Here is a 21,876-nt window from a genome sequence, read left to right as displayed (position 1 = left end):
CCCCGCTCTCAGCACCTCGCGGGAGCCCCAGGCTCCCCGCGGAGGGTCGCCGCGCTCCGCAGCGTCCGGCTCCCGCCCGGCCCGTCGGGGCAGGCGGGCCGGGCGGGCCGGGCGTCGTCCGTCACTCCTGCTGTGGAGACATCGCCACCTGGTGGTGGCCCTCTGCCTGGGAACCGCGGTCCTGGTGGCCCTCAGCGTGCTGCGCCCCGGCCCCGAACGCGGGCAGCAGGTTGTTGTCACCTCGCGCTCGATCAGTGCCGGGGCGATCCTCACCGAGCAGGACGTCTCGATCAGTACACTTCCGGCCGGCGCACTCCCCCAGTCCCCGTTGACCTCCACGGGTCAGGCGATGGGGAGCCGGGCCGCGATCTCCCTGGAGAAGGGCACGGTGCTGACGGCCTCGATGACCAGCGGCTCCCTGGCCCAGCAGCTGGGAGACGACGAGCGGCTGGTCCAGGTGCGCATCGACGTCGGAGCCGAGCTGGCCCGCCCCGGCGCACGGGTGGACGTCATCGGGTCGGCTCCCGAAGGCTGGGCACCGCTGGGGCAGGCCGGCGCACCTCAAGGCGGAACGGCCCAGAATCCCGGAGAGCAACCCGAGGCCCCCACCACGCCGAAAGACCCGGAGAACAGCTCGACAACGAGTCCCTCGGGAAACCCCGACACTCCTTCTTCACCGACCGATCAGGGATCACCAGGATTTCAAGAGTCTTCTCAGAGCATTTCCCAAGGAATACCTGCTGCACCTTCTGGAACACACAGTACAGTCCTCTGTTCCGGAGCGAGAGTAGTGATGATTCAGCAGGCCGGAGAGGGTGGACAATGGACAGGAAACAAGAAAGTAACACTTATCACACTAGTAATTCCCGCAAGTAGCGCTATTCTGGTAGTTGGCGCAGCCACGAATAGCACGCTCGGCATTGCGCTGAGCCCGTAATGCCGCTGCAGCGTCTTACGCGAATGATTAGACGCTCTCACTTCCAGCCCCCGATGGCGCACCCCCGGCAGACGTCTGCCCGCGCCGCTAGAAAGGAACGCCATGATTAAGGGATTCAAGGAGTTCATTGCGCAGGGCAACGCCCTCGAGCTCGCCGTCGCCGTCATCATCGGTGGCGCGTTCAAGCCGATCGTCGACTCCATCACCAAGGTCATCATGACCATCATTGGCCAGCTCATTGGCCAGCCGAACTTCGACTCGCTGGGAGCGTTCTCCCTGTACCAGGACGGCAGCTACACCTTCCACATGGCCACTGCCAAGGAGCTCGCCGACAACCCTGACGGCTTCGTGATGCCCGGTACGATCGTCACCACGGTGATCAACTTCTTCCTCATCGGCGTCGCCGTCTACTTCGCCATTGTCCTGCCGATGAACAAGGTCAAGGAGCGCATGGCCAAGCAGAAGGCCGAGGAGGAGGCCAAGGAGGTCACCGACGTCGAGCTGCTCACCGAGATCCGCGACCTGCTCTCGGCCAACGCCGCCAAGCAGTGAGTCCCGCAGCGATCTGATCATCGCCTCACCGGAAGGCCCCGCCGATCCTCATGATCGGCGGGGCCTTCCGCTTTCCCGCGCCGCAGCGTCATGTGCTGCTCATGATTGCTGGAGCTTTCGGGTTTCACGACATCCGGGGCAGAGGCCGGACGCACATTCCTGAGATCGCTTGCTCACCTCAGCCCGGGCGGACGTGGTCGTTCATCGATACTTCGGTGGCGTTCTGCGTGTACTGCACGAGGGTGGGGTGCTGCTGGAGGAGGGTCGGGGATACTGCAGGTAGGTGGGTCTTCGTGCAGTACGCACACCCCTTGGCCAGTGGATCCCGATCCTCGTGCAGTAGGCCGACTCGAGGCAGCAAGGGGTCCAGGCTCGAAGCCGACGTTGAATCCCGGCCTCCGAGCTCCCCATTGAGCGAGCACCTCGTGTTCGTAGGGTAGGTCGCGCGGTCGTACCCTTAACCCTCGACCGCGCGCCATAAGGTACGAACGCGACAGCGGCTTACGCGGCAGGCTTCGCCACCAAGGCACCACGAAGTCGGCCCTATCCTCGCCTCTAGGACGATCAGCCCCAGTGCGGGGGGACGTCGCGTCGGAGGCGGGCGTCGTTGGAGCCGATGCCACCGGGAGCGGGGGCGTCGAGTCCCTCTGCGGGGCCGCTGAGGGCGTCGTGCTCGTAGTCGGCCCTCGCCAGGTCCTCCGGGCTCTGACCACGAGCCACACGCACCTGGTCCCGGGGCGAGAGGGCCACGACTCGACGACGACGCCGCGTGCTCCCCCGCTCAGGCGTCGCGCCGCCGTCTGCGGCGGGTTCCGCATCCGAGGCCCGTGCCCCGCCCGATCCACCGGTCACTGCGGCATCGTTCACGCTGTCACTCACGGCATCATTCATGGCAACACGGTCATTCACTGCGTCGTCCAGCACCGCTCGGGCGGCTCAGCGGGTGCGCCGCACGGCATTGGCCAGGACGGCGTCGATCCCCGAGCCGCGGCGGCGCAGAGCCAGTGCGGACCTCAACTCCTCGACCTCCCCGGCCTCGGAGCGCCCCACGCCGTCGGAGCGGATCCAGGCCATGAGGTCATCGAGCTGGTCGTCGGAGTAGGCCTGCAGCGGCAGCCCCTGGGCGATGCGGGGACGCTCGGTGCGCTCATGGGCCTCGACGGCCTCGGGCTCGGGTGCCTCGGGGACGGCGCGCACCGCGTCGTCGACCCGGTCGGGCACGGCCTCCATGGCCGGGGCGGCCTCGCCCTGGCGCTCCACCAGGACGGCCAGAACGAGGTCCTCAACGGCCTTCGCCTCGGCCTCCGGGTCCACGAACACCCCGGCGGAGAAGGCCATGTGGACCCGCCACCCGCGCCGCTCGAGGCGTTCGACGCGGTGCCGGTCGCGCCGGCGCAGGCTGGGCTCGGAGACGTAGTCGACGTCGTCGGTCAGGACCGCCACGAGCAGCTCGTCGGGGTAGTCGGGGTGGCCGATGGCCAGCGGGATGCGCACGCCGCCGTCGGTCCCGTAGCGGGGGACCACCGACAGGCCCTTGCGCCACAGGTGCTCGGCCAGGTCCACCAGGAGCCGATCGGGCACCTTGCCGGCGGAGTTGCCGGACTGAGAGGAGTCCTCAGCCCGGGCCAGGACCTCGCGCAGCAGGCGGGCCCCCGGGGCGCGCAGACGGTCGCGGTCGATGTCTGCGGCCGCCAGGCAGGAGACCACCTGGGTGCTGCCCCGCGAGGCGCACAGGGCCTCGACGAGCCCCACCATGCCGCTGTGGTCCGAGACGGGCCCGAAGTTGTGGATGGTGCGCCCGTGCGGGGTCTTGGCGTAGCCCACCGAGATGATGATGTGGTCGCGCTGCAGGGCGCGGGCCTCGGCCAGCTCGACGACGGTGAAGGGCTCTGCCGCCCCGGGGGCGAAGAACTCCTCCAGCGCGGGGGCGCCGGCTGCCGCCCGGGTGATGGCCGAGCGCAGGGCGTCGGCATGCAGGCGGTTGAGGGCGATGACGGCCAGGGAGTCCTCGGGCCGGGTCAGGGCCCGGTCGATGACCATGTCGACGACGCGGGAGACCTCGGCCTCCACCGTCTCGACCGCGGTCTGCCCGGGCGCCGGCATGCCCCGCCCGTCCACGAGCTCCAGGGTCAGGGAGGTGTCCCCCGGCGGGGAGGGCACGGCCTCGACGACCCCCTCGTAGCCGTTGGCCGCCAGGAAGGAGGCGATGCCTGCGTCGAGGCTGTTGCGGGCCGTCGGCAGGGTACGCGAGGGCAGGAGCGGGCCGAGCTCGGCGGCCAGGCCTGTCGTGGCGCGCCGGGAGTCGCCGACAACGAGCACCTGCTCGGCGCGCACGAAGGCGGGCAGCACCTGCGGGACCGGCATGGGCGTGGAGGCGTCCAGCACGGCCAGGTCCACCACCGCTGTGGGCGAGAAGATCTGGGGCACGAGCGTGGGCGGGACGATCCAGATCGGCCGGGCCAGCAGGGCCATGGGGTGGGCGTCGATGATCTCCCGCAGCGGGACGCCGTCCTCGCGGGCCAGGGCGATGTACAGGGCGCGGGCGTCGGCCTTGTCCTGCTCGACGGCGGCCCGCACCCGCCGGGCGCAGGCCTGGGCCACGGGACCGGACAGGGAGCGCGTGTGGGCGGCGTCGAGCTCACGCAGCGAGACGGCCATCTGGGACAGGGCGCGCGCGTCGAGACCGCCGAGGTCGGGGTCGGCGGCGAGGGTCTGCGCCAGCAGGGAGGACCACCAGCAGTAGGTGAGCTCGGGCTCGAGCTGGTCGGCCTCGACGCCGCGGGCGGCCATGTCGGCCACGAAGTCGTTCAGCCCCAGGGCCTCGAGCTCGGTGCGGATGCGGTTGACCTCGGGGAGCTTCTGGGCGGTGAGGTCGTCGGCGGCCAGAGAGCGGGCCAGCTCCAGGAGATCCTCCAGGGGCATCTCCATAAGCACCGGGGAGTCCTGAGCGCGCCCCAGCAGCGGCTGGACCTCGGCCACGGCGCCGCGCGCGCGGCCGGCGGTGCGCCGCATCTCGTCCAGGCCCTGGGGCAGGCGGGGCCAACCGCCGTCGGGGTCGTGGCGGCGCCACACCTCGCGGCGGCGCTGGACCTTGACCAGCTCGGCGTGCAGGTCGTCGACGACGCGGCCCGGCCGCACCAGATCGTTGGCCTGCCGCGTGAAGCGCCGGCGCCGCGAGCCGTCCATGTGGATGCCCCGCTCGTCGCGCCAGCGCTTGGAGGCGGTGGCGATGACCATGTCGGCGGCGGAGCGCTCGAAGACCTCGGGCAGGAAGACGTCCAGGGACTCGCGCACGCCGTCGAACATGTCGAGCTGCTCGATCCACTGGCCCAGGTTGCGGGCCCGGCTCAGGCTGGTGGTACGGGCGACCACGGCCGCGTGCTCCTGAATGGTGGGCAGCAGGTCGTTGGCCAGGGCGCGCAGATGGACGAGCGCGTCGGTGGCCTCGTCCATGTCCTCCACCGGGATCCCGTTCCAGGCGCTGGAGGAGACCTCCGGGGTGAACAGCCCCAGGGTGTGCCCGCGGCGCAGGAGGCCCAGGGCCCGCTCCCGGCCGTCCTCGTCGAGGCGACCCAGGTGCTCGGCGTCGATGCGGGCCCGAGTGGTCGCCCGGTCGCGACGGCTGGTGAGCTCGGCGAGCTTCTGCAGCGCCTCGTAGGCGGAGACCGACCAGGGCTCGCGAGGTCGGTGCAGGGCGCGCACGTAGCGGTCCAGGCGGGAGCGGACCGAGGTGAGGCGGTCCCGCATGGAGATGATCCCGGCGACGTCGAGCTGGGGCGGCTGGACGCCCAGGCTCTCGCGGATGCCCTCGGAGGCGTGCTGGCGCCAGGCGGCGTCCTCGGTGAGGTCCAGGACCATGGATCCCAGGCCCTCCTCGCGCAGGGCGGCCGCGACGGCGTGCCCGTCGGCGCTGGTGGCGGGCACGTGCAGCACGGTGCGTCCCGAGGCGGCGGCGTCGGCGAAGACGGCGGCCAGGCTGCCGGCGACGTCGGAGCCGGGGGGCGCGTCGATGAGGAAGCTCGCCCCCGTGCCCACCGCCTCGATGACGTCGAGCTGGGCGGGCTCCAGGTCACCCACGCCGCGCTCGGCGCCGGGGACCCGGTCGGTGGGGACGTTGGGGGGCAGCTCGACGCTGAGGGCCTCGCGGGCGTCCTCGTCGCCGGCGATCGCGGCGACCAGGGCGGAGGTGCGCGAGCGCTCCAGGACGGCGTCGAAGTCCTCCACCAGGGCCTGGCCGGGGTGGACGAAGGCACCGACGACGAGGCGCTCGTGGATCTCGAAGCCGGGCAGGTACTGCCGGCCCAGGGCACCGATGCGGGCCAGGGCCGCGCGCGGCGTGAAACCCGCCGAGGACAGGGCGGCGCGGGCGATGTCCCCGACGTCGGTGGTGCACTGGTAGCGGCGCAGGGCGCGGGTGAGGACCGGGTTGACCTCGATGGTGGGGTCGAGGGTGAGGGTGGCGTCCGCGGTGGCGCTGGTCAGGCGCACGGGGCGCAGCAGGACGGGGGCGTTGACGGTGCGCACTCGCGGCTCGGCGGGGGCCTCGGGGACGGTCAGGCCGGCGGCGGCCAGGGCGTTGCGGGCGGCGTGCTCGGCGGCGATGCGCTCGACGTGCGGGATCTGGGCGGTCAGGTCCGCCTCCGGTGAGGCGCCGTCGGCCAGGTGGAGGCCCTCCTCCTCGTCGCCCTCGGGAACCGTCTCGTTCCAGGTGGCCACCCCGATGGCCAGGTAGACCGGCGCGACGCCGAACTGGCGGGCCAGGACGTCGGTGCGCGCCGAGACCTCCCGCAGGGACTGGCGGGCCTCGCCCAGGGCGTTGCGCTCGCGCACGATGCTGGACAGGTTGGTGGGGCGGCCGGCGTAGAGCTGGGCCAGGCCGGAGGGATGGGCGGCGGTGAGGTCGACGACGCCGTCGAGCAGGGAGATGTCATCCAGGCTCGCCACGCCCCCCAGGTCCACGAGCTGGCTGCGCCAGGTGGACAGGGCCGTGTCAATGCGCTCGCGCCGCTCGACGTCCGCCGCGCTCAGTGGCGGTGCGGGTGCGGGGCGCACGGGGGCGGGAGGCGCCGGTGCGGGGGCGGGCTCGGGCTGGCTCGGCGCTGCGGCCACGGCCCCCAGATCCGCGGCGAAACGCCGTCGGCTCGCGGTTTGATCCGAGCCGGCTGAGGATCGGGCATCCTTACGTTCATCCTCCCGGAGGGCAGCATCGCGCCGTTTGCGGCCGAAGGAGAAGAACGAAGGCGTCATACGCTCAAGATATAGGCCGATCGACCCTTGGGTGTGGAGACGCACCGCGGCGTGGCACGCCCCATGGGCCTGCGCCTGGATGCGCCGACCGGCATCGACCGGTGCGCAGTGCGCCTGCGGCCTCCGTACCGGGACGCCGGGCGAAACTGATCGGGTCTGCCCGGCAGCGAGGCCCGCCGAGCGGACCTGGTGGTGTCAGTGCCCCCGATTGGATTCGAACCAACGACACCCGCTTTAGGAGAGCGGTGCTCTATCCCCTGAGCTACGAGGGCCTGGGCGGAAGACTACCAGCGGATCGCCCCGCCCATGACCACTCGGGCCACGGGGTGGCGCCGCGGCGAGCGAAAGTGGGCTCGCCGCGGCGGGCAGGACCTCAGGCCCGGCCCCACGGGGTGGAGGTGCGCGAGGCGCGCCGCTCCCCCTTGGCCTGGTGCGTGGGGGCGACCAGTACGGGGCACGAGGCGTGAGACAGGACGGCCTGGCTGGTGGAGCCCAGCAGGAGCCCGGAGAAGCCCCCTCGTCCGCGCGAGCCGACGACGATGAGATCCACGGCAGTGGAGAACTCGGCCAGGAGCTCGGCCGGGTTGCCGTCCAGGGCGTGGCGGCGCACCGTGACGCCCTCGTGGCCCTCCAGGGCCTCGTTGATGGCGCGGTCGAGTCCGGAGCGGACGTCGGCCAGGACCTGCTCGCGGTCGACGGCGGCCGGCAACCAGGCCAGCGCCCCGGCCCCGGAGGCCATCGGGACGGCGGCGATGGCGGTGAGCTCGGCGCCCCACGCCTCCGCCTCGGTCACGGCCCACGTGAGGGCCCGGCGGGCCGAGGAGGAGCCGTCGACCCCAACGACGATGCGGCGCACCGGCGTGTAGTCGGCACCCTCGTTGTGCCGGGGTACGACGACGGCCGGGCAGTGGCTGTGCGCGGGCAGGGCAGAGGAGACGGTTCCCAGGAGCCGGTCGGCGAAGCCACCGCCTCCCCGGGTGCCGACGACGGCCAGCGTCGCCTCCTCGGAGAGGTCGACGAGGACCCCGGCAGGGTCCCCGGTCTCCAAGGAGGAGGTGACGGCGACACCGGACTTCTTGACGCGCTCGACCGCCTCATCGATGACGGCTTGGGCGCCGGACCTGATGGCAGAGTCGTCGAGTGCCGCGTAACCGCCGTCGAGGGAGGCGGTGGTGAAGGAGGGCAGGGAGTAGGCGCACAGGATGTGGACGCGCCATCCCTGGCACTCGGCACGCGCCACAGCCCAGTCCACTGCCGCCAGGGACTCCGGTGAACCATCGACTCCAACGAGGACGACGTTGTCATCAGTCATGGGATCTGCCCTTTCTCGAGATAACGGTCTGCGACCCAAGGAACATTCTGCCCCGAAAAGGGGTGTGGGAACCACCACATGAGGCGCTTGTCCTCATTTTGCTCCCAGGAGACGCCCCGATAACCGACCCGACACGCCGTGAGGGGTGAGCGCCAGATGGCGCTCACCCCTCACGGTGAGGACTTCAGCGTCTGGGATCAGCGGACGCGGACGAAGCTCGGGGAGCCCCAGATGTCGCGGTAGACCACACCGGTGGACTCGTCGCCAGCGTCGATGACCTTCCCGTTACCGGCGTAGATGCCGACGTGGCCGGGCCAGGTGACGAGGTCGCCGGGCTGAGCCTCAGCGGCGGACACCGGGGTGCCGGACGCGGCCTGCTCGCTGGAGGTGCGGGGCAGGTTGATACCGACCTGGGAGTACACGTACTGAGTGAAGCCGGAGCAGTCGAAGGCGTTCGGGCCGGAGGCGCCCCACACGTAGGGGGAACCCACGTACTGCATGGCGATGGCCACGACAGAGGAGTTGGCGTTGCCGGTCGGCGCGGAGGCCTGAGTGTTCTGAGCGGACTGCGTGTCAGCGGCTGCGGCGTCAGTGCCCTGGTCGGCGGCACCGGCGTTGTCGGTGCTCTGCTCGGCCTTGGCCTCAGAGGTCGAGGTCTCGGGGGCGGCGGGCTTCTGCGGAGCCGCGGGGGCGACGGCCTCCACCTGCGGAGCGGCCTCGGTGACCCAGTTGACCTGGGACATGGTGACCTGCTGGCGGGCGGCCAGGGCCTCGCGGGCGTTGGCGGCGAAGACGCCGACTCCGGGGGTCACACCGGAAGCCTCAACGGTGCCGGAGGAGGTGACCTCGGCGTGGCCGGCGGCATTGGCTCCCGAAGCGATCATGGTCAGGGCGAGGCCGGACGAAGCGGCGACTGCCAGACCGCGGCGCGCGGTGGGAGCAAAGTCATCCAGTGGGGTAAGGGCGCGGGTGGCTTTGCGGTGACGTGCGGTGGTGCGTGAGGACATGAATGCTTTCTCCTGTTGAGCCGACGAGGTGAGCTGTCGGGTTCGGACTGGAGACGTCCGGCCCGCATCTGCGGGCTTCACCCCAAGGCCGCTTCGGCTGTTCGCCTGGGCGACCGGTAGTTGGTTCCCCCGTTCCTGCCACTTGAGTTGTTGGTTCCACGAGCCTCAGACCGAGTGGCAGGACTAAGCCCCGATCCGAGACATCACCGAGACGGTTGTCTGCGGCAACGACCTGAACGCTACATGACAGACCCACGCTTCGTCACGGCTAGGTGTCACACACTGCTGTGAGCCGAAGCACTACGAAGCGCTTCTCGCTTTTATCCATATTGACCCCGGGACCTCCGTCCATCGGCACACTCGCAGGCGAAACCAGAATTGCGCGACGTTCCGCGGAAAAATTGCATCCACCTCGCTGGGATCCCGACATAGGCCCTCTGTCCCGGCACCTATGAGACTCCACAGCGAGGGTGGCTGGCAGGCCGTCGCCAGGACGATGCGGCAAGCCCTCATATCTCACGCTATGAGACGAGAAGCGCCCCTCGAATCCCCTGCCTGCACAGGGTGTTTTCAGGCTCCCTTGAGGGCCCTGACAGACAGGCTGAACGCCGTCGCTCAGCGCTGCACGAAGAGGTGGCGGGCGACGTCGTCGGCCAGGACAACGGGGTCGCCGGAGGGCCCCACGAGCCTCACCCCGCCGGCACTGACGCGCAGCTCCACCTCGGCTCCGGCGACAATCTGGGCGTCCTCGAGGCCGGCGATGATCTCCGCGTCGGCCTGGATCGGCTCCCCGATGCGGTTGATGACGGCCGTGGCGGTCTCGCGTCCGGCGAAGCGATCCACACTGACCTCATCGGCGGAGGGCCGCGGGTGCTCCGCGGTCCGCGGCGGGACGGGGTTGCCGAAGGGGTCGGTGGAGACGTCGTCGAGGATGTTGGCGAGGCGCTCCTCGACCTGCTCGCTCATGACGTGCTCCCAGCGGCAGGCCTCCTCGTGGACGAATCGGCGCTCGAGGCCGATGACGTCCAGCAGCAGTCTTTCAGCGAGCCGGTGCTTGCGGATCACGTCGGTGGCGCGCCTGCGTCCCTCATCGGTGAGCTCGAGGGATCGGTCCTCGGCGACCTTGATGAGGCCGTCACGCTCCATGCGCGCCACCGTCTGGGAGACCGTGGGACCCGAGTGATCGAGACGCTCGACGATGCGGGCGCGCAGCGGCGGAACGCCGTCCTCCTCAAGCTCATAGACGGTCTTGAGGTACATCTCGGTGGTGTCGATCAGCTCGGTCATGGGGTGGGCTCCTGCTTGAGGTGGGTTACCGCGGCCATTCGATGCCTTCGGAAGGGCTCGCTCACCGATCCGCGTTCCTCGACAGGATAGGCGGCACTCAGTGATACGGGCCAGCACCACCTGAAAGCGCGCCGATCCTCGGCTGGGGAGGACTCCCCCGTGCCTCGGAGATGCGCCACGGGTAGCGTACGTATTACTCGTTCGGTGACCCGTGCGGCCTGGTCGGGCGGCAGGTGTCAGTCAGCTCCGTCGCCACGGGCCTGCGACTGCGGGGCTTGCGGCGGCTTCGTCGCGGCCCTGAGGAAGGGGCGGGTGGAGGAGTAATGCAGGGACAGGTTCCAGTGCCTGTAGCTCCAGGCGGCGGCCACCAACGCGGTGAGGACAGCGCTCAGACCGCCGACCGCGATCGCCATACGCGGCCCCCAGGCGTCGGCCGCCCAGCCGATGAGCGGGGAGCCGAGAGGCGTCGACCCCAGGAAGAACATCATGTAGATGCTCAGGACCCGCCCGCGCATGGACGGCTCGGTGGTCATCTGCACGGTCTGGTTGGCGCTGGTCAGGAGGGTCAGGACACACAGGCCCACCGGGATCGTCATGACCATGAAGGTCGGGTAGGTGGGCATGACGGCCAGCAGGAGGGTGAACACCCCCAGGGCGAGGGCCGCCAGCACGACCGTGCGGGGGCGGGGGTTGCGACGCCTGGCCGCCCACAGGGCGCCGGAGAGGGACCCGACGGCGAAGACCGAGGAGACGGTGCCGTAGGCGTCGGACTCCAGGTGGAAGACGGTGCGCACCATCGCGGCCATGGTGACCTGGAAGTTGAGGGTGAGCATGGAGACGACGGCAACCACGGCGATGATGACGACGAGGTCGATGCGTCCGCGCAGGTAGGCCAGGCCCTCGCGGAGCTGGCCGGCGGCGCGGTGGACGCGGGGCATGTCCACCAACTCGCTCACGCGCATGGCGACCAGCGCCACGGCCGGGAAGACGAAGGTGGCGGCATTGACAGCGAAGACCCAGCCCGCGCCGACCCAGGTGATGACGACGCCGGCGAGGGCCGGCCCCAGGAGGCGGGCAGCGTTGAAGGAGGCCGAGTTGAGGCCCACGGCGTTGGACAGGTGCTCGGCGGGCACCATCCGGGCCACGAAGGTCTGGCGGGCGGGGGCGTCGTAGGCGGCGGCGACGCCGGTGAGGAAGGCGGCCAGGTAGACGTGCCACAGGCGGGCGGTGCCGGCCAGGACGTCGAGGGCGAGGACCGCGGAGACCAGGCCCATGGCGCTCTGGGTGAGGATGAGGAACTTGCGCTGGTCGACCCGGTCGGCGACGAGGCCGGCGTGGGCGGACAGCAGCAGCATGGGGAGGAACTGAAGGGCCGTTGTCAGGCCGGTGGCGGAGGCGGAGTCGTCGGTGAGGACGCGCAGCACCAGCCAGTCCTGCGCCACGCGCTGCATCCAGGTCCCGGTGTTGGCCACGAGGGCGGACAGGAACCAGATCCGGTAGTTGTGGAATCTCAAGGAGGCGAAGATGCCACCGCCGGGGCGGCGCGGTGAGGTCATGCGGGTCATGTCCTGACGTGGTGACGACGTGGGGCGAGTTGACGAGTATCAGGGATGGTGCCGACAGGTACGAGGCGGGCGACGAAGGCCCCGTCTGAGAAGAGTAGACCCCGGCGTACCAACGATTCTCTTGGACGTGCCCAATTGCCTCCGTGGCACCGAAGGCACCGAAACCACCGTGCCAGTCACCCGAAAGTCACAAAATGATGACGGCAGCAGACGGTGTCCCTGGAGAGGCGCGAACGGTGAGCGGTGACGGCTATGGCTATGTGCCAAGATCGAGCCCCGAAGAGTCTCCTCGGATGGAGCCTCCCCGGATCTGGCCGGCAGCCCGGCACCGGCCGAGCCGGACGGAGCAGGGGAGGCGTACGACGTCGGGAGAATCGGCGTCGGGCTACGGCTACGTCCCCACGACGGCGTACGGGGTCATGCCGTCCACACCCCACGGGGGTGCTCCAGCCACGACCTATGGGGTAGTACCGCCTGACGATCGTTCAGCCAACCGAGCGGAGGCGGCCGCCTATGGCCGCATGCCGGTCTCCAGCAGAGCTTCCGAACCGCGGCCCGCCCGCGGGACCGCCCGGCCGCCTCAGCCTGCAACGACACCTGTTCAACCGTCCGCTCCGACCATGACGACCGCTGCGGCACCGGGGCCGGGGCCCGCGGCCGGATCGGAGGCAGACACGCCGTCGCCCCAGCAGGAGTGGTGGGAACGGCTGCGTGACCGCACGTCGAGGTCCCGCATCTTCCTGGCGCTGCGCCGAGTGCGGGCCGTTGCCTCCTGGTTCGCGCTGCTGGTGGTTCTCGTGGCCGTGGTGGTCTCGCCGACGGTCCGCACCGCGCTGGGGGCCTGGGTCGGGTGCCTGTGGCTGGTGGTGTGCTGGTTCGCGCTGGCCCGGGCCAAGACCGTCTCCTGGGCACTGACCTCGGGAGTGTTCGCCACCGGGATGCCCTTGGCGCTGCTGATCGGCACGGTGAGCTTGTGGGTCTGCAGCGCTGCCGGCGTCACCCCCTCAGACACGTCTGCCTCCCTGGTGGTCGCCTCCGTGGTGGAGGAGGTTCTCAAGCTGACACCGCTTGCGGTTCTCGCTTTGGTGGTTCCGGGGCGGGTGCGCCGTTTCCTGGTGAGCGACTGGATCGTTCTCGGAGTGGCGGCGGGCGCCGCCTTCGAGGCGGTCGAGGAGGTCACCCGCCGCATCGCGCTCCTGACCGGTCACGGAAGCAGTTTCCTTGACCGTCTCCTCTGCCCCGAGGGCGGGGTGAGACAGCTGAAGTGCAACGGTGCCTCGAGCTACTCGCTGAGTCCGTTCTCCGGGGCTGCTGGGAACGTCTTCGTCTACGCCGGGCACGCGGTCGTCACCGGATTGGTGGCCGGGGCGATCGGGCTGGGGATCGCCCTGTGGCGCCGTGGTCGGGTGCATCGCGGTGGATACAGGGCCGCGTTGCAGATTCTCGCCCCGGTGGTGCCGCTGTGGACGTGGTGGGTGGCGGTGGTCGACCACATGGGGCGCAACGCCTCCGACTACGTGCTGTGGTTACAGACGGGAGGCGAGGCGCCGTCGTGGCCCATCGAGGTGACGGCATCGCTGACCAACTACGGGCACGGACGCGCCGGCATTCTTCTGCTGATGCTGGCCCTGGCCTGGATCATCGATAGCCGCGCGCTGTGGGGCGGCGGGTACGTGAGCGCCCTCGAGAGCGACAACTACGGGAACCGTTGGGGCCCGTGGCGGTGGCGCGTCTGGGCTGGAGTACCACGCAATGCCTTCGGGCGTTTCCTGGCCGACGGCGCCTGCCTGGTCTCCGTCGTCGGGGTCGAGTGGCGGTGGGCGTGGATGACGCTCATGGAGGCGGCCGCGTTCCGCGAGCCGAGGCTGCTGCTGGAGACCCCCGCGAAGCTGCGGATCGCGCGGGAGGAGGCGGCGCGCGCCGAGCTCGATCCGGCGCCGGAGCAGTGGTGGAGGGTGCGGCTCGCGGGGCTGTGCGCGGTCGTGGCCGGTGTGCTCGTCATTGCCATGGTTCCCGGGTTCACGCGGAGCATGGCCGATGGCCTGGGCGAAGGCCAGCCGTACTGGTTGGCGGGGATTCTTGATGTGCTGGGGGCGGCGTGGGAGTCGCTGAGCTGGGAGCAGAAGCTGGGGCTGATGCTCCTGGCCGGGGCCATCATCCTCCTGTCCGGGGGCACGCTCGGCCTGGCCTTCGAGGTCGGCATGGGCGTAGCCACCGTGTTCGGGGCCGCTCGTGGGGCGGCGGCCCTCATGCGCGACCCACGGGGCACGACAGCCCGCTACCTGTCCACCCACACCCCATCCGAGATCGCCCTGGACCTGGCGGCAGCCGCCCTGACCACGGTCGGCGGCGGAGCCGCCAGCGCCATGGGCGGGCAAATGGCCCGCGGCGCCTACGCCGCCACCCGCGAGGCCAGGTACGCCTCCTACCTGTGGCGCACCGACCGAACCGCATGGCGCCACTACGCTCGAAACGCACGCCGCAGACTCGTCCACGACGAGACCGGCGCAGCCAGCACCTCCATGTGGAGCCCACGCAACGGCATCCACCACCCCGGGCTGCGTACCCCCAGCCCCGGACGCTCCGACGGCGGCCCCGGCCAATGGGGACCGGGCAGGAACTACGGGTCGGCCCGTTCCCAACTCTACGAGGAACAAGTCACCGGCGTCCCCATCGAGCACTCCTATTATGTTGGCGGTAAAGAGTTCGACGGCTTCGACGGCTTCGCCCTCATCGACGCCAAAGGCCCCGGCTACGCCAACCCCATCAAAGGCAGCTGGTCGAACGAACCAAAGAGCACCTACAAGACCGACCCAGAAACGGGGGAGGTGAAACGCGTCAAGAAAGGTCTCATCGACATAGGTAAGGAGCAGGTCAAGGCCGTACGCGCCACCGGCACCGACACCCCCATCCAATGGCACATCGCCGAAAAATACACATTCGACGAGCTCTTCAATCGACAGAAGTTCGGAAAGTTCCCTGCCGAGATCGAGCTCTTCTACACGCCACCCAACTAGCATCTCAGCCAATCAGTACCACGAGGAAAGGAACCACGATCATGGAATGGAGCCTCGCATTTGACTGGCGGGCGCTTGGCGACCCGGTATCGGAGGGGCGTCGGGTGTGGGAGTGGATCCAACGGATCAGGCCCCTGCACCCCTCCCTGGACCTGTGGCGCCCCACCGCCGACAGCCGCGAGGAGGCCGAGCAGTCCCCACCCATCACCCAGGACTACCTCCTCCACTTAATCCACGGCGTACAAGCCATCTCCGACGACCCCGACTTCGGCCTCACCCCAGCCTTCTCCGGACAGATAGGACAAGGCAACAAGCTCGAGCTGAGCTTCAACATGCCCAACCCTGGAGACGCCGGCATCGGACTCATGATCGGAGAAGCTCTCGGGGCCGCCCTGGACTCCAGCGAGGACCTGGCCGACGCTCTCATGCACACCACCGCCAGCACCTTCGCACCCAACACCATCGGAGCCCTGACCCGCAAGGACCACCCGCTTAACCCCGCCCCAGAGCCCTACAACTACATTCCAGGTTGGAAGATGTTCTTCGCCTCCGACTCACCCCACTACCAACGAGCCACCCAACTAGCCACCACAACCGCCCCCGTGGCCAACGGCGCCATCTTCACCTTCGGCACCCCCGACACCTACCCCACCATCCTCAACCAATGGTGAACACCCAACCACCCACACCAGAACCCACAACACCACCATCAAGACAAGCCTCCTGACAGCCCCCTCAACCACCCCTCACCAAAACCCGACCGACAGGAATTCTTGACGCACTGCGGGCGGCGTGGGAGTCGCTGAGCTGGGAGCAGAAGCTGGGGCTGATGCTCCTGGCCGGGGCCATCATCCTCCTGTCCGGGGGCACGCTCGGCCTGGCCTTCGAGGTCGGCATGGGCGTAGCCACCGTGTTCGGGGCCGCTCGCGGGGCAGCGGCCCTCATGCGCGACCCACGGGGCACGACAGCCCGCTACCTGTCCACCCACACCCCAGCCGAGATCGCCCTGGACCTGGCGGCAGCCGCCCTGACCACGGTCGGCGGCGGAGCCGCCAGCGCCATGGGCGGGCAAATGGCCCGCGGCGCCTACGCCGCCACCCGCGAGGCCAGGTACGCCTCCTACCTGTGGCGCACCGACCGAACCGCATGGCGCCACTACGTCCGAAACGCACGCCGCAGACTCGTCCACGACGAGACCGGCGCAGCCAGCACCTCCATGTGGAGCCCACGCAACGGCCTTCCCGCATACTGGGACGACCCGAGGAGAGTGCAAAAATGGTTCAACAATCTCCCCACACGAACAAACCCACCAACCACACCTGCATACCAGTACCAACACAGAGTACTAGGAACGGACGTGGAACGTCATATTTCATCAGATGTTGGAGATGAGATATGGGCCGACTCTGTCACCATAGACAGAAAAAGTGGAATCACCATGGCGTGGGACGCAAAGTACACCGAATCAGGACCCAAAGCTCTATACGAAGGTCGCGCCCCAAAATTCATCATCAAAAAGTTCGATGCCGAAATAGAGAAATACAGAGAGGTAATAAATTCGCCAAGTAACCCAGTATCACACCTCAACCTGGTAACCAACACCCCCGAAGCCGCAACATACCTGGGAAACAGGGCAAGAAAAGCCCTTGGCCCCAATATCACCTTGACCGTTTACGTAATTCCGTGACATCTCGAGACAAGGAAAACCATGAGTGTTAGCTTTCTTTTTCCAGAACTCAGCACAAAACAAACAATAATAGACGGAAATAGATTCCTTACCGAAGCCAACAAAAAATGGCCGGGGAGCAGAGTTCTACGCTGGGGAGAGGGCGAGCGACAAACTGACGTTGACATCATCATCAACCCCGACGACATGGCAGTCACCGTCAGTCACTTCCGCGACAATAAACTCATCTCAGCTGATGGAGCATTAGATTTTGAGGAGGCGGCCAATATCGCTGTCTGGGTCCGTTCACTGAACCCCGACCCAAATCTAGTGCTGTGGTTCACCACCAGCGTCTTTGACGGACACACCGTTCTCACCCCTGGCATCACACAACAGCAGGTCATAGATCAGTGGGTCGACCACCGCGAACACGACCCCTACCTCGAGTACCCCCAGTACTTCCAATAAAGGACGCAGCCATGAGATGGGACCTCAGTTTCAAACGGCGGGCGCTTGGTGATCCGGTATCGGAGGGGCGTCGGGTGTGGGAGTGGATCCAACGGATCAGGCCCCTGCACCCCTCCCTGGACCTGTGGCGCCCCACCGCCGACAGCCGCGAGGAGGCCGAGCAGTCCCCACCCATCACCCAGGACTACCTCCTCCACTTAATCCACGGCGTACAAGCCATCTCCGACGACCCCGACTTCGGCCTCACCCCAGCCTTCTCCGGACAGATAGGACAAGGCAACAAGCTCATGCTGAGCTTCAACATGCCCAGCCCTGGAGACGCCAGCGTGGACCTGATGGTCGGCGAGGCACTCGGGGCCGCCCTGGACTCCAGCGAGGACCTGGCCGACGCTCTCATGCACACCACCGCCAGCACCTTCACACCCAATACCATCGGAGCCCTAACCCGTGAAGACATCCCAGTCACCCCCACCCCACCGCCTTACAGATACCTGCCGGGCTGGAAGATGTTCTTCGCCTCCGACTCACCCCACTACCAACGCGCCACCCAACTGGCCACCCGAACCATTCCCGTGGCCAACGGCGCCATCTTCACCTTCGGCACCCCCGACACCTACCCCACCATCCTCAACCAATGGTGAACACCCAACCACTGCACGCGGCCTGCTTCAGTCAACAAGCAGAACCGCCGACTCCACCCCTCGTCGGCCTCCGAAGCACGTGAAACGCCCCCTTGGCTGGGGCGTGAGGCACGGGTTAAGAGGAGCGGAATGCCGCCCACGGGCGCCGGAGTGTCCATATCTGCAGCAAAGGGGACTCGACACCGCTCACCTCACCAGCAGGAACCGCGGAATCATGCGGTTTGCTTCCGCAGGAGCGAAGCCGTTCACAGCCTTTGCTGCAGATATGGACACTTACACCCTCATCAGGAGACGCCAAGGATCGCCTTGATCGGGGCGAGGGTGAAGTAGACGACGAACATCGCGCAGGCCGCCCACATGAGCGGGTGGATCCTCCGCGCCCGCCCCTGAGCGACCTCGATGACCAGGTAGGCCACGAAGCCGGCCCCGATCCCGTTGGTGATCGAGTAGGAGAAGGGCATCATGATGATGGTCAGGAAGGACGGCAGGGCGATCTCCGGGGACTTCCAGTCGATGTCGGTCACCTGCATCATCATGAGGAAACCGACCACCACGAGCGCTGGGGTGGCCGCCTCGTAGGGGACCATCTTGACCAGCGGCGCGAAGAACATGGACAGGGCGAACATGCAGCCGGTGACCACGGAGGCCAGGCCCGTGCGGGCCCCCTCCCCCACGCCCGCGGCGGACTCCACGTAGGAGGTGTTGGAAGAGACGCCCCCGACACCACCGGCGATAGCGGCCAGGGAGTCGACGACGAGGATCTCGCGCGTCTTAGGCGGGTTGCCGTGCTCGTCGAGCAGGTCGCCCTCGGCGCCGATGGCGACCATGGTGCCCATCGTGTCGAAGAAGTCGGCCAGCAGCAGGGAGAAGACCAGGAGGATCACCGAGACGATCCCGACCTTGTGGACGCTGCCCAGCAGGCTGAAGTGGCCCAGCGTCGACAGGCTCGGCAGGTCCACCGGGAGGCCGTCCAGGCGCGGCTCGGACAGGGACCAGCCGGTGAGGTTGTCGGGACCGGGCATCGTCTCGTCGTTGTAGGGGCCCAGGTGGGCGACGGCGTCGATGATGATGGCCAGGACCGTGGCCGAGGCGATGCCGATGAGGATGGCCCCGCGGACCTTGCGCACGTGGAGCACCACCATGAGGAAGAGCCCGAAGAGGAAGACGAGGACCGGCCAGCCCTGGAGGGAGCCGCCCAGGCCCAGCTCCAGGGGGGTGCCGCCGCGGCGCACCATCTTGGCGTCCACCAGGCCGATGAGCGCGATGAACAGGCCGATGCCCACCGAGATCGCGGTCTTGAGCTGATCGGGGACGGCCTTGAAGACGGCCTCACGGAAGCCGGTGAGCACCAGGACGAGGATGATGACGCCCTCGATGACGATGAGGCCCATGGCGTCGGCATAGGTCATGCCCTGGGAGCCCACGAGGGTGTAGGCGACCATCGCGTTGATCCCCAGGCCCGCGGCCAGGGCCATCGGATAGTTGGCGACGACGCCCATGAGGATCGTCATGACCGCGGCGACGAAGGCGGTACCGGCGGCGAGCTGGGCCTCGGTTCCCGGAGGGCTCGCCTTGGACAGGATCGCGGGGTTGAGGACGAGGATGTAGCTCATCGAGAAGAAGGTGACGATGCCGCCGCGGATCTCTCGGGAGATGCTCGAACCGCGTTCAGTGATGTGGAAGAACCGATCCAGTCGGGAGACCTGACTGGGTGAGGAGGATGAGGACTTCGTCGGGGTACGTGTGCTCACAGCGGCATTCTTCCAGATCGTCACGCGCTGAGCGAAACCAGACGGTTGCATCACGACAACACGACGCGCCGCTGAAGCCGGCAGAACTATTTACACCGTCACAACAGCAGCGCCCCTAAGGTCCTGTCCCGTGCACGTAACCAGCTCATTCGAACCACCACCGGCGGACTGTCCGACGACGTCGAACACGCCGCCGCCCGAGGAGGCTGCGCCCAGCAGGCCGTCGGGCACCTCACCGGCAGCGCCGTCGACGACGTCCTCCCCGCCTCGCCGGCGCATCATCGGGCTCGATATCGCCCGCGCCCTGGCGCTGATCGGCATGGTGGTGGCCCACCTCATGGAGCCTGAGGGGTGGCCGGCGGAGATCGTTCGCGGGTTCCCCTCCGCCCTGTTCGCCGTGCTGGCCGGCATGTCGCTGTCCATCATGGGATCGCGCGGGGTCCGTGAGGGAGGGACGGCGCTGGCGGCATCACGTCACGGGATCATCGTCCGCGGCGTCATTCTCATTGTTCTGGGCGAGATGATCACGCCTTTCGCCGGCACCATCAACGTGGTGCTCACGGCCTTCGGCATCTGCTACATCGCCCTGGCCTGCGCACCGCGCTGGCGCACCCGCACGCTCATGGTCGTCCTCGCGTGGACGATCATCCTCTCCGCGGTCTGTCACGTCCTCGACGCCACCGTCGGGGTGCCCTCGCAGGCGCTGACGGGGGCCTATCCGGCCTTCGCCTGGGCGAGCTACATGATCATCGGGGTACTCGCCCACCGTTTCATTGTGGGCAGCGCCCGGGCCCAGGCCCTCACGGTCGCCGTCGGCCTGCCCCTCGCCGTCGCCGGAGCCGTGGCACGCAACACCATCGACGTCGTCGCCGCGGTCTCCTCCGACAAGCTGAGCGTCATCATCCCCATGATGCTCATCGATCCGGTCACCCACTCCGGGGCGCTGATCGACCTCGTCACGACGGCGGGCGGGGCCCTGGCCATCGTCTCCCTGTGCCTCCTGACCTTCAGGGGGACTCTCACCGGCTGGACCGGCCGGCTGGTCCTCCCGCTCCAGGCCATGGGCTCGATGTCCCTGACCGTCTACGTCTGTCACGTCCTGAGCGCCGGTCCCTTCCTCTCCACCGACGCCCCGCTGCGCATGCCGGTCCTGGGGGCCGCCACGATCCTGTTCACCCTGGCACTGGCCACGATCATCCGCCTGAGGTTCGACCACGGTCCCCTGGAGTGGGCGCTGCGACGGCTCGTCCGAACCGCCACCGACCAGGGCCGTCCCGGCCGGACGATTCCCGAACTCACCTGAACCACAACCGCCCCGCACTCACCGGAATCCGCACAAGCACCTTCATCTCACACACCGCACCACCGCTCAGGTCAGAGGAGAACACCATGTCACCCGCCGCCACGATCCCGGCCCCCCAGTCGCTTCCTCACCGTCACCGCCTCCCCCGCTCGCTCGTGCGCGCCCACAGCCTGCTCGCCGTCACCGCCCTCGCGCTCCTTCCAGCGGGTGCGGCACACGCGCTCATAAGTCCCGACAAGGCCGGGACCGACGACGCCATCAGCGCCGCCGTCGTCTCCGAGAGGATCGGCAGCGAGGGCGACCCCAACGGCAACTGCACCGGCACCGCGATCGCCCCGCAGTGGGTGGTGACCGCCCGGCACTGCGTCGAGGGAACCCCCAACGTCTCCGGGTCCACCGTGCGCATCGGCCAGGGCGACAAGCAGCGCGTGGTCGAGGTCGACCGGTGGGAGAAGGCCCCCGCCGGCGACATCACGCTCATGCACACCAAGGAGGACATGAAGCTCGCCAGCTACCCCAAGATCGCCGACAAAGCGCCTTCCTCCGGCGAGGTGACGGTCTACGGCTGGTCCTCCGACGGCTCAGGCGGCACCAAGACGCTGCCCAAGGCGACCGGAAGCATCACGGGCACCGCGGACTTCACCCTCTTCGAGGGCAAGCAGTCCCTGAGTGTCGACCTCCGCAACGGCGCCAAGACCCAGCCGGGGGACTCCGGCGGCCCGGTGTTCACCGGCGACAAGGTGGCGGCGGTCCTCACCGCGAGCATTGACGAGAGCAATCCCGAGGCCACGTCCTCCAGCCACTTCACATGCACTCCCCTGGCCGAGCAGTACGACTGGATCATGAAGACGATCTCCGCCGACGACGGCGACTCGGGCTCACAGGCCAAGGCCAAGTCCAAGGAATCCCATGACCTCAACCCGTTGTGGCTGGTTGGTGGCGGGATCGTGCTACTGGCCGCATTGGGCGTGTCCTTCGCCGTCATCAAGCGGGGTAAGAAGGATCAGGGGGTGGACGAGGCCTCGGCGCCCCTCACGGCCGGTAGCACCGGCGCCTCTCACGACTCCGACGCCCGGGCCGGCGAGCCCGGCTCCGAAGGCTCCCCCACCGAGGAGTCCTGACC

Annotated in this window: 16 protein-coding genes, 1 tRNA gene and 1 riboswitch; of the genes, 9 read left to right on the top strand and 8 right to left on the bottom strand. The window is 68.5% G+C overall.

The features are described 5' to 3' along the window. Window positions 1-151: 151 nt before the first annotated feature. A complete protein-coding gene (locus tag BKH32_RS04730) occupies window positions 152-937 on the top strand; it encodes an SAF domain-containing protein (protein ID WP_075248869.1) in 786 nt (261 codons plus the stop codon). A 102-nt stretch (window positions 938-1,039) separates the two neighbouring features. Next, complete coding sequence (mscL, locus tag BKH32_RS04725; protein WP_075248868.1) at window positions 1,040-1,489, top strand: large conductance mechanosensitive channel protein MscL; 450 nt, start codon at window positions 1,040-1,042, stop codon at window positions 1,487-1,489. A gap of 564 nt (window positions 1,490-2,053) precedes the next feature. Here mscL and BKH32_RS13190 read toward each other — a convergent pair. The 7 genes from BKH32_RS13190 to BKH32_RS04690 form a co-directional block, all read right to left on the bottom strand. Then, complete coding sequence (locus BKH32_RS13190) at window positions 2,054-2,368, bottom strand: hypothetical protein (RefSeq protein WP_256690875.1); 315 nt, start codon at window positions 2,366-2,368, stop codon at window positions 2,054-2,056. Between the two features lie 57 nt (window positions 2,369-2,425). After that, a complete protein-coding gene (locus tag BKH32_RS04715; RefSeq protein ID WP_075248866.1) occupies window positions 2,426-6,736 on the bottom strand; it encodes a DNA helicase in 4,311 nt (1,436 codons plus the stop codon). A gap of 199 nt (window positions 6,737-6,935) precedes the next feature. Next, window positions 6,936-7,008 (bottom strand) — tRNA-Arg (locus BKH32_RS04710). Between the two features lie 101 nt (window positions 7,009-7,109). Beyond that, the gene (locus BKH32_RS04705) at window positions 7,110-8,048 is read right to left on the bottom strand and encodes a universal stress protein (protein WP_075248865.1); all 939 of its coding nucleotides are present in this window, start codon (window positions 8,046-8,048) and stop codon (window positions 7,110-7,112) included. Between the two features lie 197 nt (window positions 8,049-8,245). Then, complete coding sequence (locus tag BKH32_RS04700; protein WP_075248864.1) at window positions 8,246-9,055, bottom strand: C40 family peptidase; 810 nt, start codon at window positions 9,053-9,055, stop codon at window positions 8,246-8,248. A gap of 3 nt (window positions 9,056-9,058) precedes the next feature. Continuing rightward, a riboswitch (cyclic di-AMP (ydaO/yuaA leader) is annotated at window positions 9,059-9,214 on the bottom strand. Window positions 9,215-9,670: 456 nt separating this feature from the next. Then, window positions 9,671-10,342 carry a metal-dependent transcriptional regulator gene (locus BKH32_RS04695; RefSeq protein ID WP_075248863.1) on the bottom strand — a complete coding sequence of 224 codons (672 nt, stop codon included), beginning with the start codon at window positions 10,340-10,342 and terminating at the stop codon, window positions 9,671-9,673. 236 nt (window positions 10,343-10,578) lie between these two features. Next, on the bottom strand, window positions 10,579-11,898 hold the full coding sequence (locus BKH32_RS04690; protein WP_075248862.1) for an MFS transporter: 1,320 nt from the start codon (window positions 11,896-11,898) through the stop codon (window positions 10,579-10,581). Window positions 11,899-12,527: 629 nt separating this feature from the next. Between BKH32_RS04690 and BKH32_RS04685 the strand changes: the two genes are divergently transcribed. The 5 genes from BKH32_RS04685 (at window position 12,528) to BKH32_RS04670 (ending at window position 17,699) form a co-directional block, all read left to right on the top strand. Beyond that, window positions 12,528-14,924, top strand: a complete 2,397-nt coding sequence (locus BKH32_RS04685) for a hypothetical protein (protein ID WP_178384557.1) — start codon at window positions 12,528-12,530, stop codon at window positions 14,922-14,924. Between the two features lie 41 nt (window positions 14,925-14,965). Continuing rightward, a complete protein-coding gene (locus BKH32_RS04680; protein ID WP_075248861.1) occupies window positions 14,966-15,595 on the top strand; it encodes a hypothetical protein in 630 nt (209 codons plus the stop codon). Between the two features lie 158 nt (window positions 15,596-15,753). Next, window positions 15,754-16,611 (top strand): hypothetical protein, encoded by an 858-nt coding sequence (locus BKH32_RS14310; protein ID WP_256690869.1) that lies wholly within the window; start codon window positions 15,754-15,756, stop codon window positions 16,609-16,611. 21 nt (window positions 16,612-16,632) lie between these two features. Next, complete coding sequence (locus tag BKH32_RS04675; protein WP_075248860.1) at window positions 16,633-17,058, top strand: hypothetical protein; 426 nt, start codon at window positions 16,633-16,635, stop codon at window positions 17,056-17,058. An 11-nt stretch (window positions 17,059-17,069) separates the two neighbouring features. Further along, a complete protein-coding gene (locus BKH32_RS04670; RefSeq protein WP_075248859.1) occupies window positions 17,070-17,699 on the top strand; it encodes a hypothetical protein in 630 nt (209 codons plus the stop codon). Between the two features lie 284 nt (window positions 17,700-17,983). On the opposite strand, the gene BKH32_RS04665 is transcribed toward BKH32_RS04670, so the two are convergent. Next, window positions 17,984-19,501 carry an NCS2 family permease gene (locus tag BKH32_RS04665; RefSeq protein WP_178384556.1) on the bottom strand — a complete coding sequence of 506 codons (1,518 nt, stop codon included), beginning with the start codon at window positions 19,499-19,501 and terminating at the stop codon, window positions 17,984-17,986. 79 nt (window positions 19,502-19,580) lie between these two features. Between BKH32_RS04665 and BKH32_RS04655 the strand changes: the two genes are divergently transcribed. Both BKH32_RS04655 and BKH32_RS04650 read left to right on the top strand, forming a co-directional pair. Beyond that, entirely contained in the window at window positions 19,581-20,753 is a 1,173-nt protein-coding gene (locus BKH32_RS04655) for a DUF418 domain-containing protein (RefSeq protein ID WP_143222707.1), read from the top strand. 86 nt (window positions 20,754-20,839) lie between these two features. After that, complete coding sequence (locus BKH32_RS04650) at window positions 20,840-21,874, top strand: trypsin-like serine protease (RefSeq protein ID WP_075248855.1); 1,035 nt, start codon at window positions 20,840-20,842, stop codon at window positions 21,872-21,874. Window positions 21,875-21,876: the final 2 nt, after the last annotated feature.

The organism is Actinomyces oris, from assembly GCF_001929375.1.
GTDB classification, from domain to species: domain Bacteria; phylum Actinomycetota; class Actinomycetes; order Actinomycetales; family Actinomycetaceae; genus Actinomyces; species Actinomyces oris_B.
This window is presented reverse-complemented; position numbering and strand designations above follow the sequence as displayed.

Bases quoted from the DNA above. Each gene is read 5' to 3' on its own strand.
- mscL (WP_075248868.1), top strand. From the start codon at position 1,040: ATGATTAAGGGATTCAAGGAGTTCATTGCGCAGGGCAACGCCCTCGAG.
- BKH32_RS04665 (WP_178384556.1), bottom strand. From the start codon at position 19,501: ATGCAACCGTCTGGTTTCGCTCAGCGCGTGACGATCTGGAAGAATGCC.
- BKH32_RS04650 (WP_075248855.1), top strand. From the start codon at position 20,840: ATGTCACCCGCCGCCACGATCCCGGCCCCCCAGTCGCTTCCTCACCGT.
- BKH32_RS04690 (WP_075248862.1), bottom strand. From the start codon at position 11,898: ATGACCTCACCGCGCCGCCCCGGCGGTGGCATCTTCGCCTCCTTGAGA.
- BKH32_RS04670 (WP_075248859.1), top strand. From the start codon at position 17,070: ATGAGATGGGACCTCAGTTTCAAACGGCGGGCGCTTGGTGATCCGGTA.
- BKH32_RS04715 (WP_075248866.1), bottom strand. From the start codon at position 6,736: ATGACGCCTTCGTTCTTCTCCTTCGGCCGCAAACGGCGCGATGCTGCC.
- BKH32_RS04680 (WP_075248861.1), top strand. From the start codon at position 14,966: ATGGAATGGAGCCTCGCATTTGACTGGCGGGCGCTTGGCGACCCGGTA.
- BKH32_RS14310 (WP_256690869.1), top strand. From the start codon at position 15,754: ATGCTCCTGGCCGGGGCCATCATCCTCCTGTCCGGGGGCACGCTCGGC.
- BKH32_RS04675 (WP_075248860.1), top strand. From the start codon at position 16,633: ATGAGTGTTAGCTTTCTTTTTCCAGAACTCAGCACAAAACAAACAATA.
- BKH32_RS04700 (WP_075248864.1), bottom strand. From the start codon at position 9,055: ATGTCCTCACGCACCACCGCACGTCACCGCAAAGCCACCCGCGCCCTT.
- BKH32_RS04685 (WP_178384557.1), top strand. From the start codon at position 12,528: ATGACGACCGCTGCGGCACCGGGGCCGGGGCCCGCGGCCGGATCGGAG.
- BKH32_RS04705 (WP_075248865.1), bottom strand. From the start codon at position 8,048: ATGACTGATGACAACGTCGTCCTCGTTGGAGTCGATGGTTCACCGGAG.
- BKH32_RS04695 (WP_075248863.1), bottom strand. From the start codon at position 10,342: ATGACCGAGCTGATCGACACCACCGAGATGTACCTCAAGACCGTCTAT.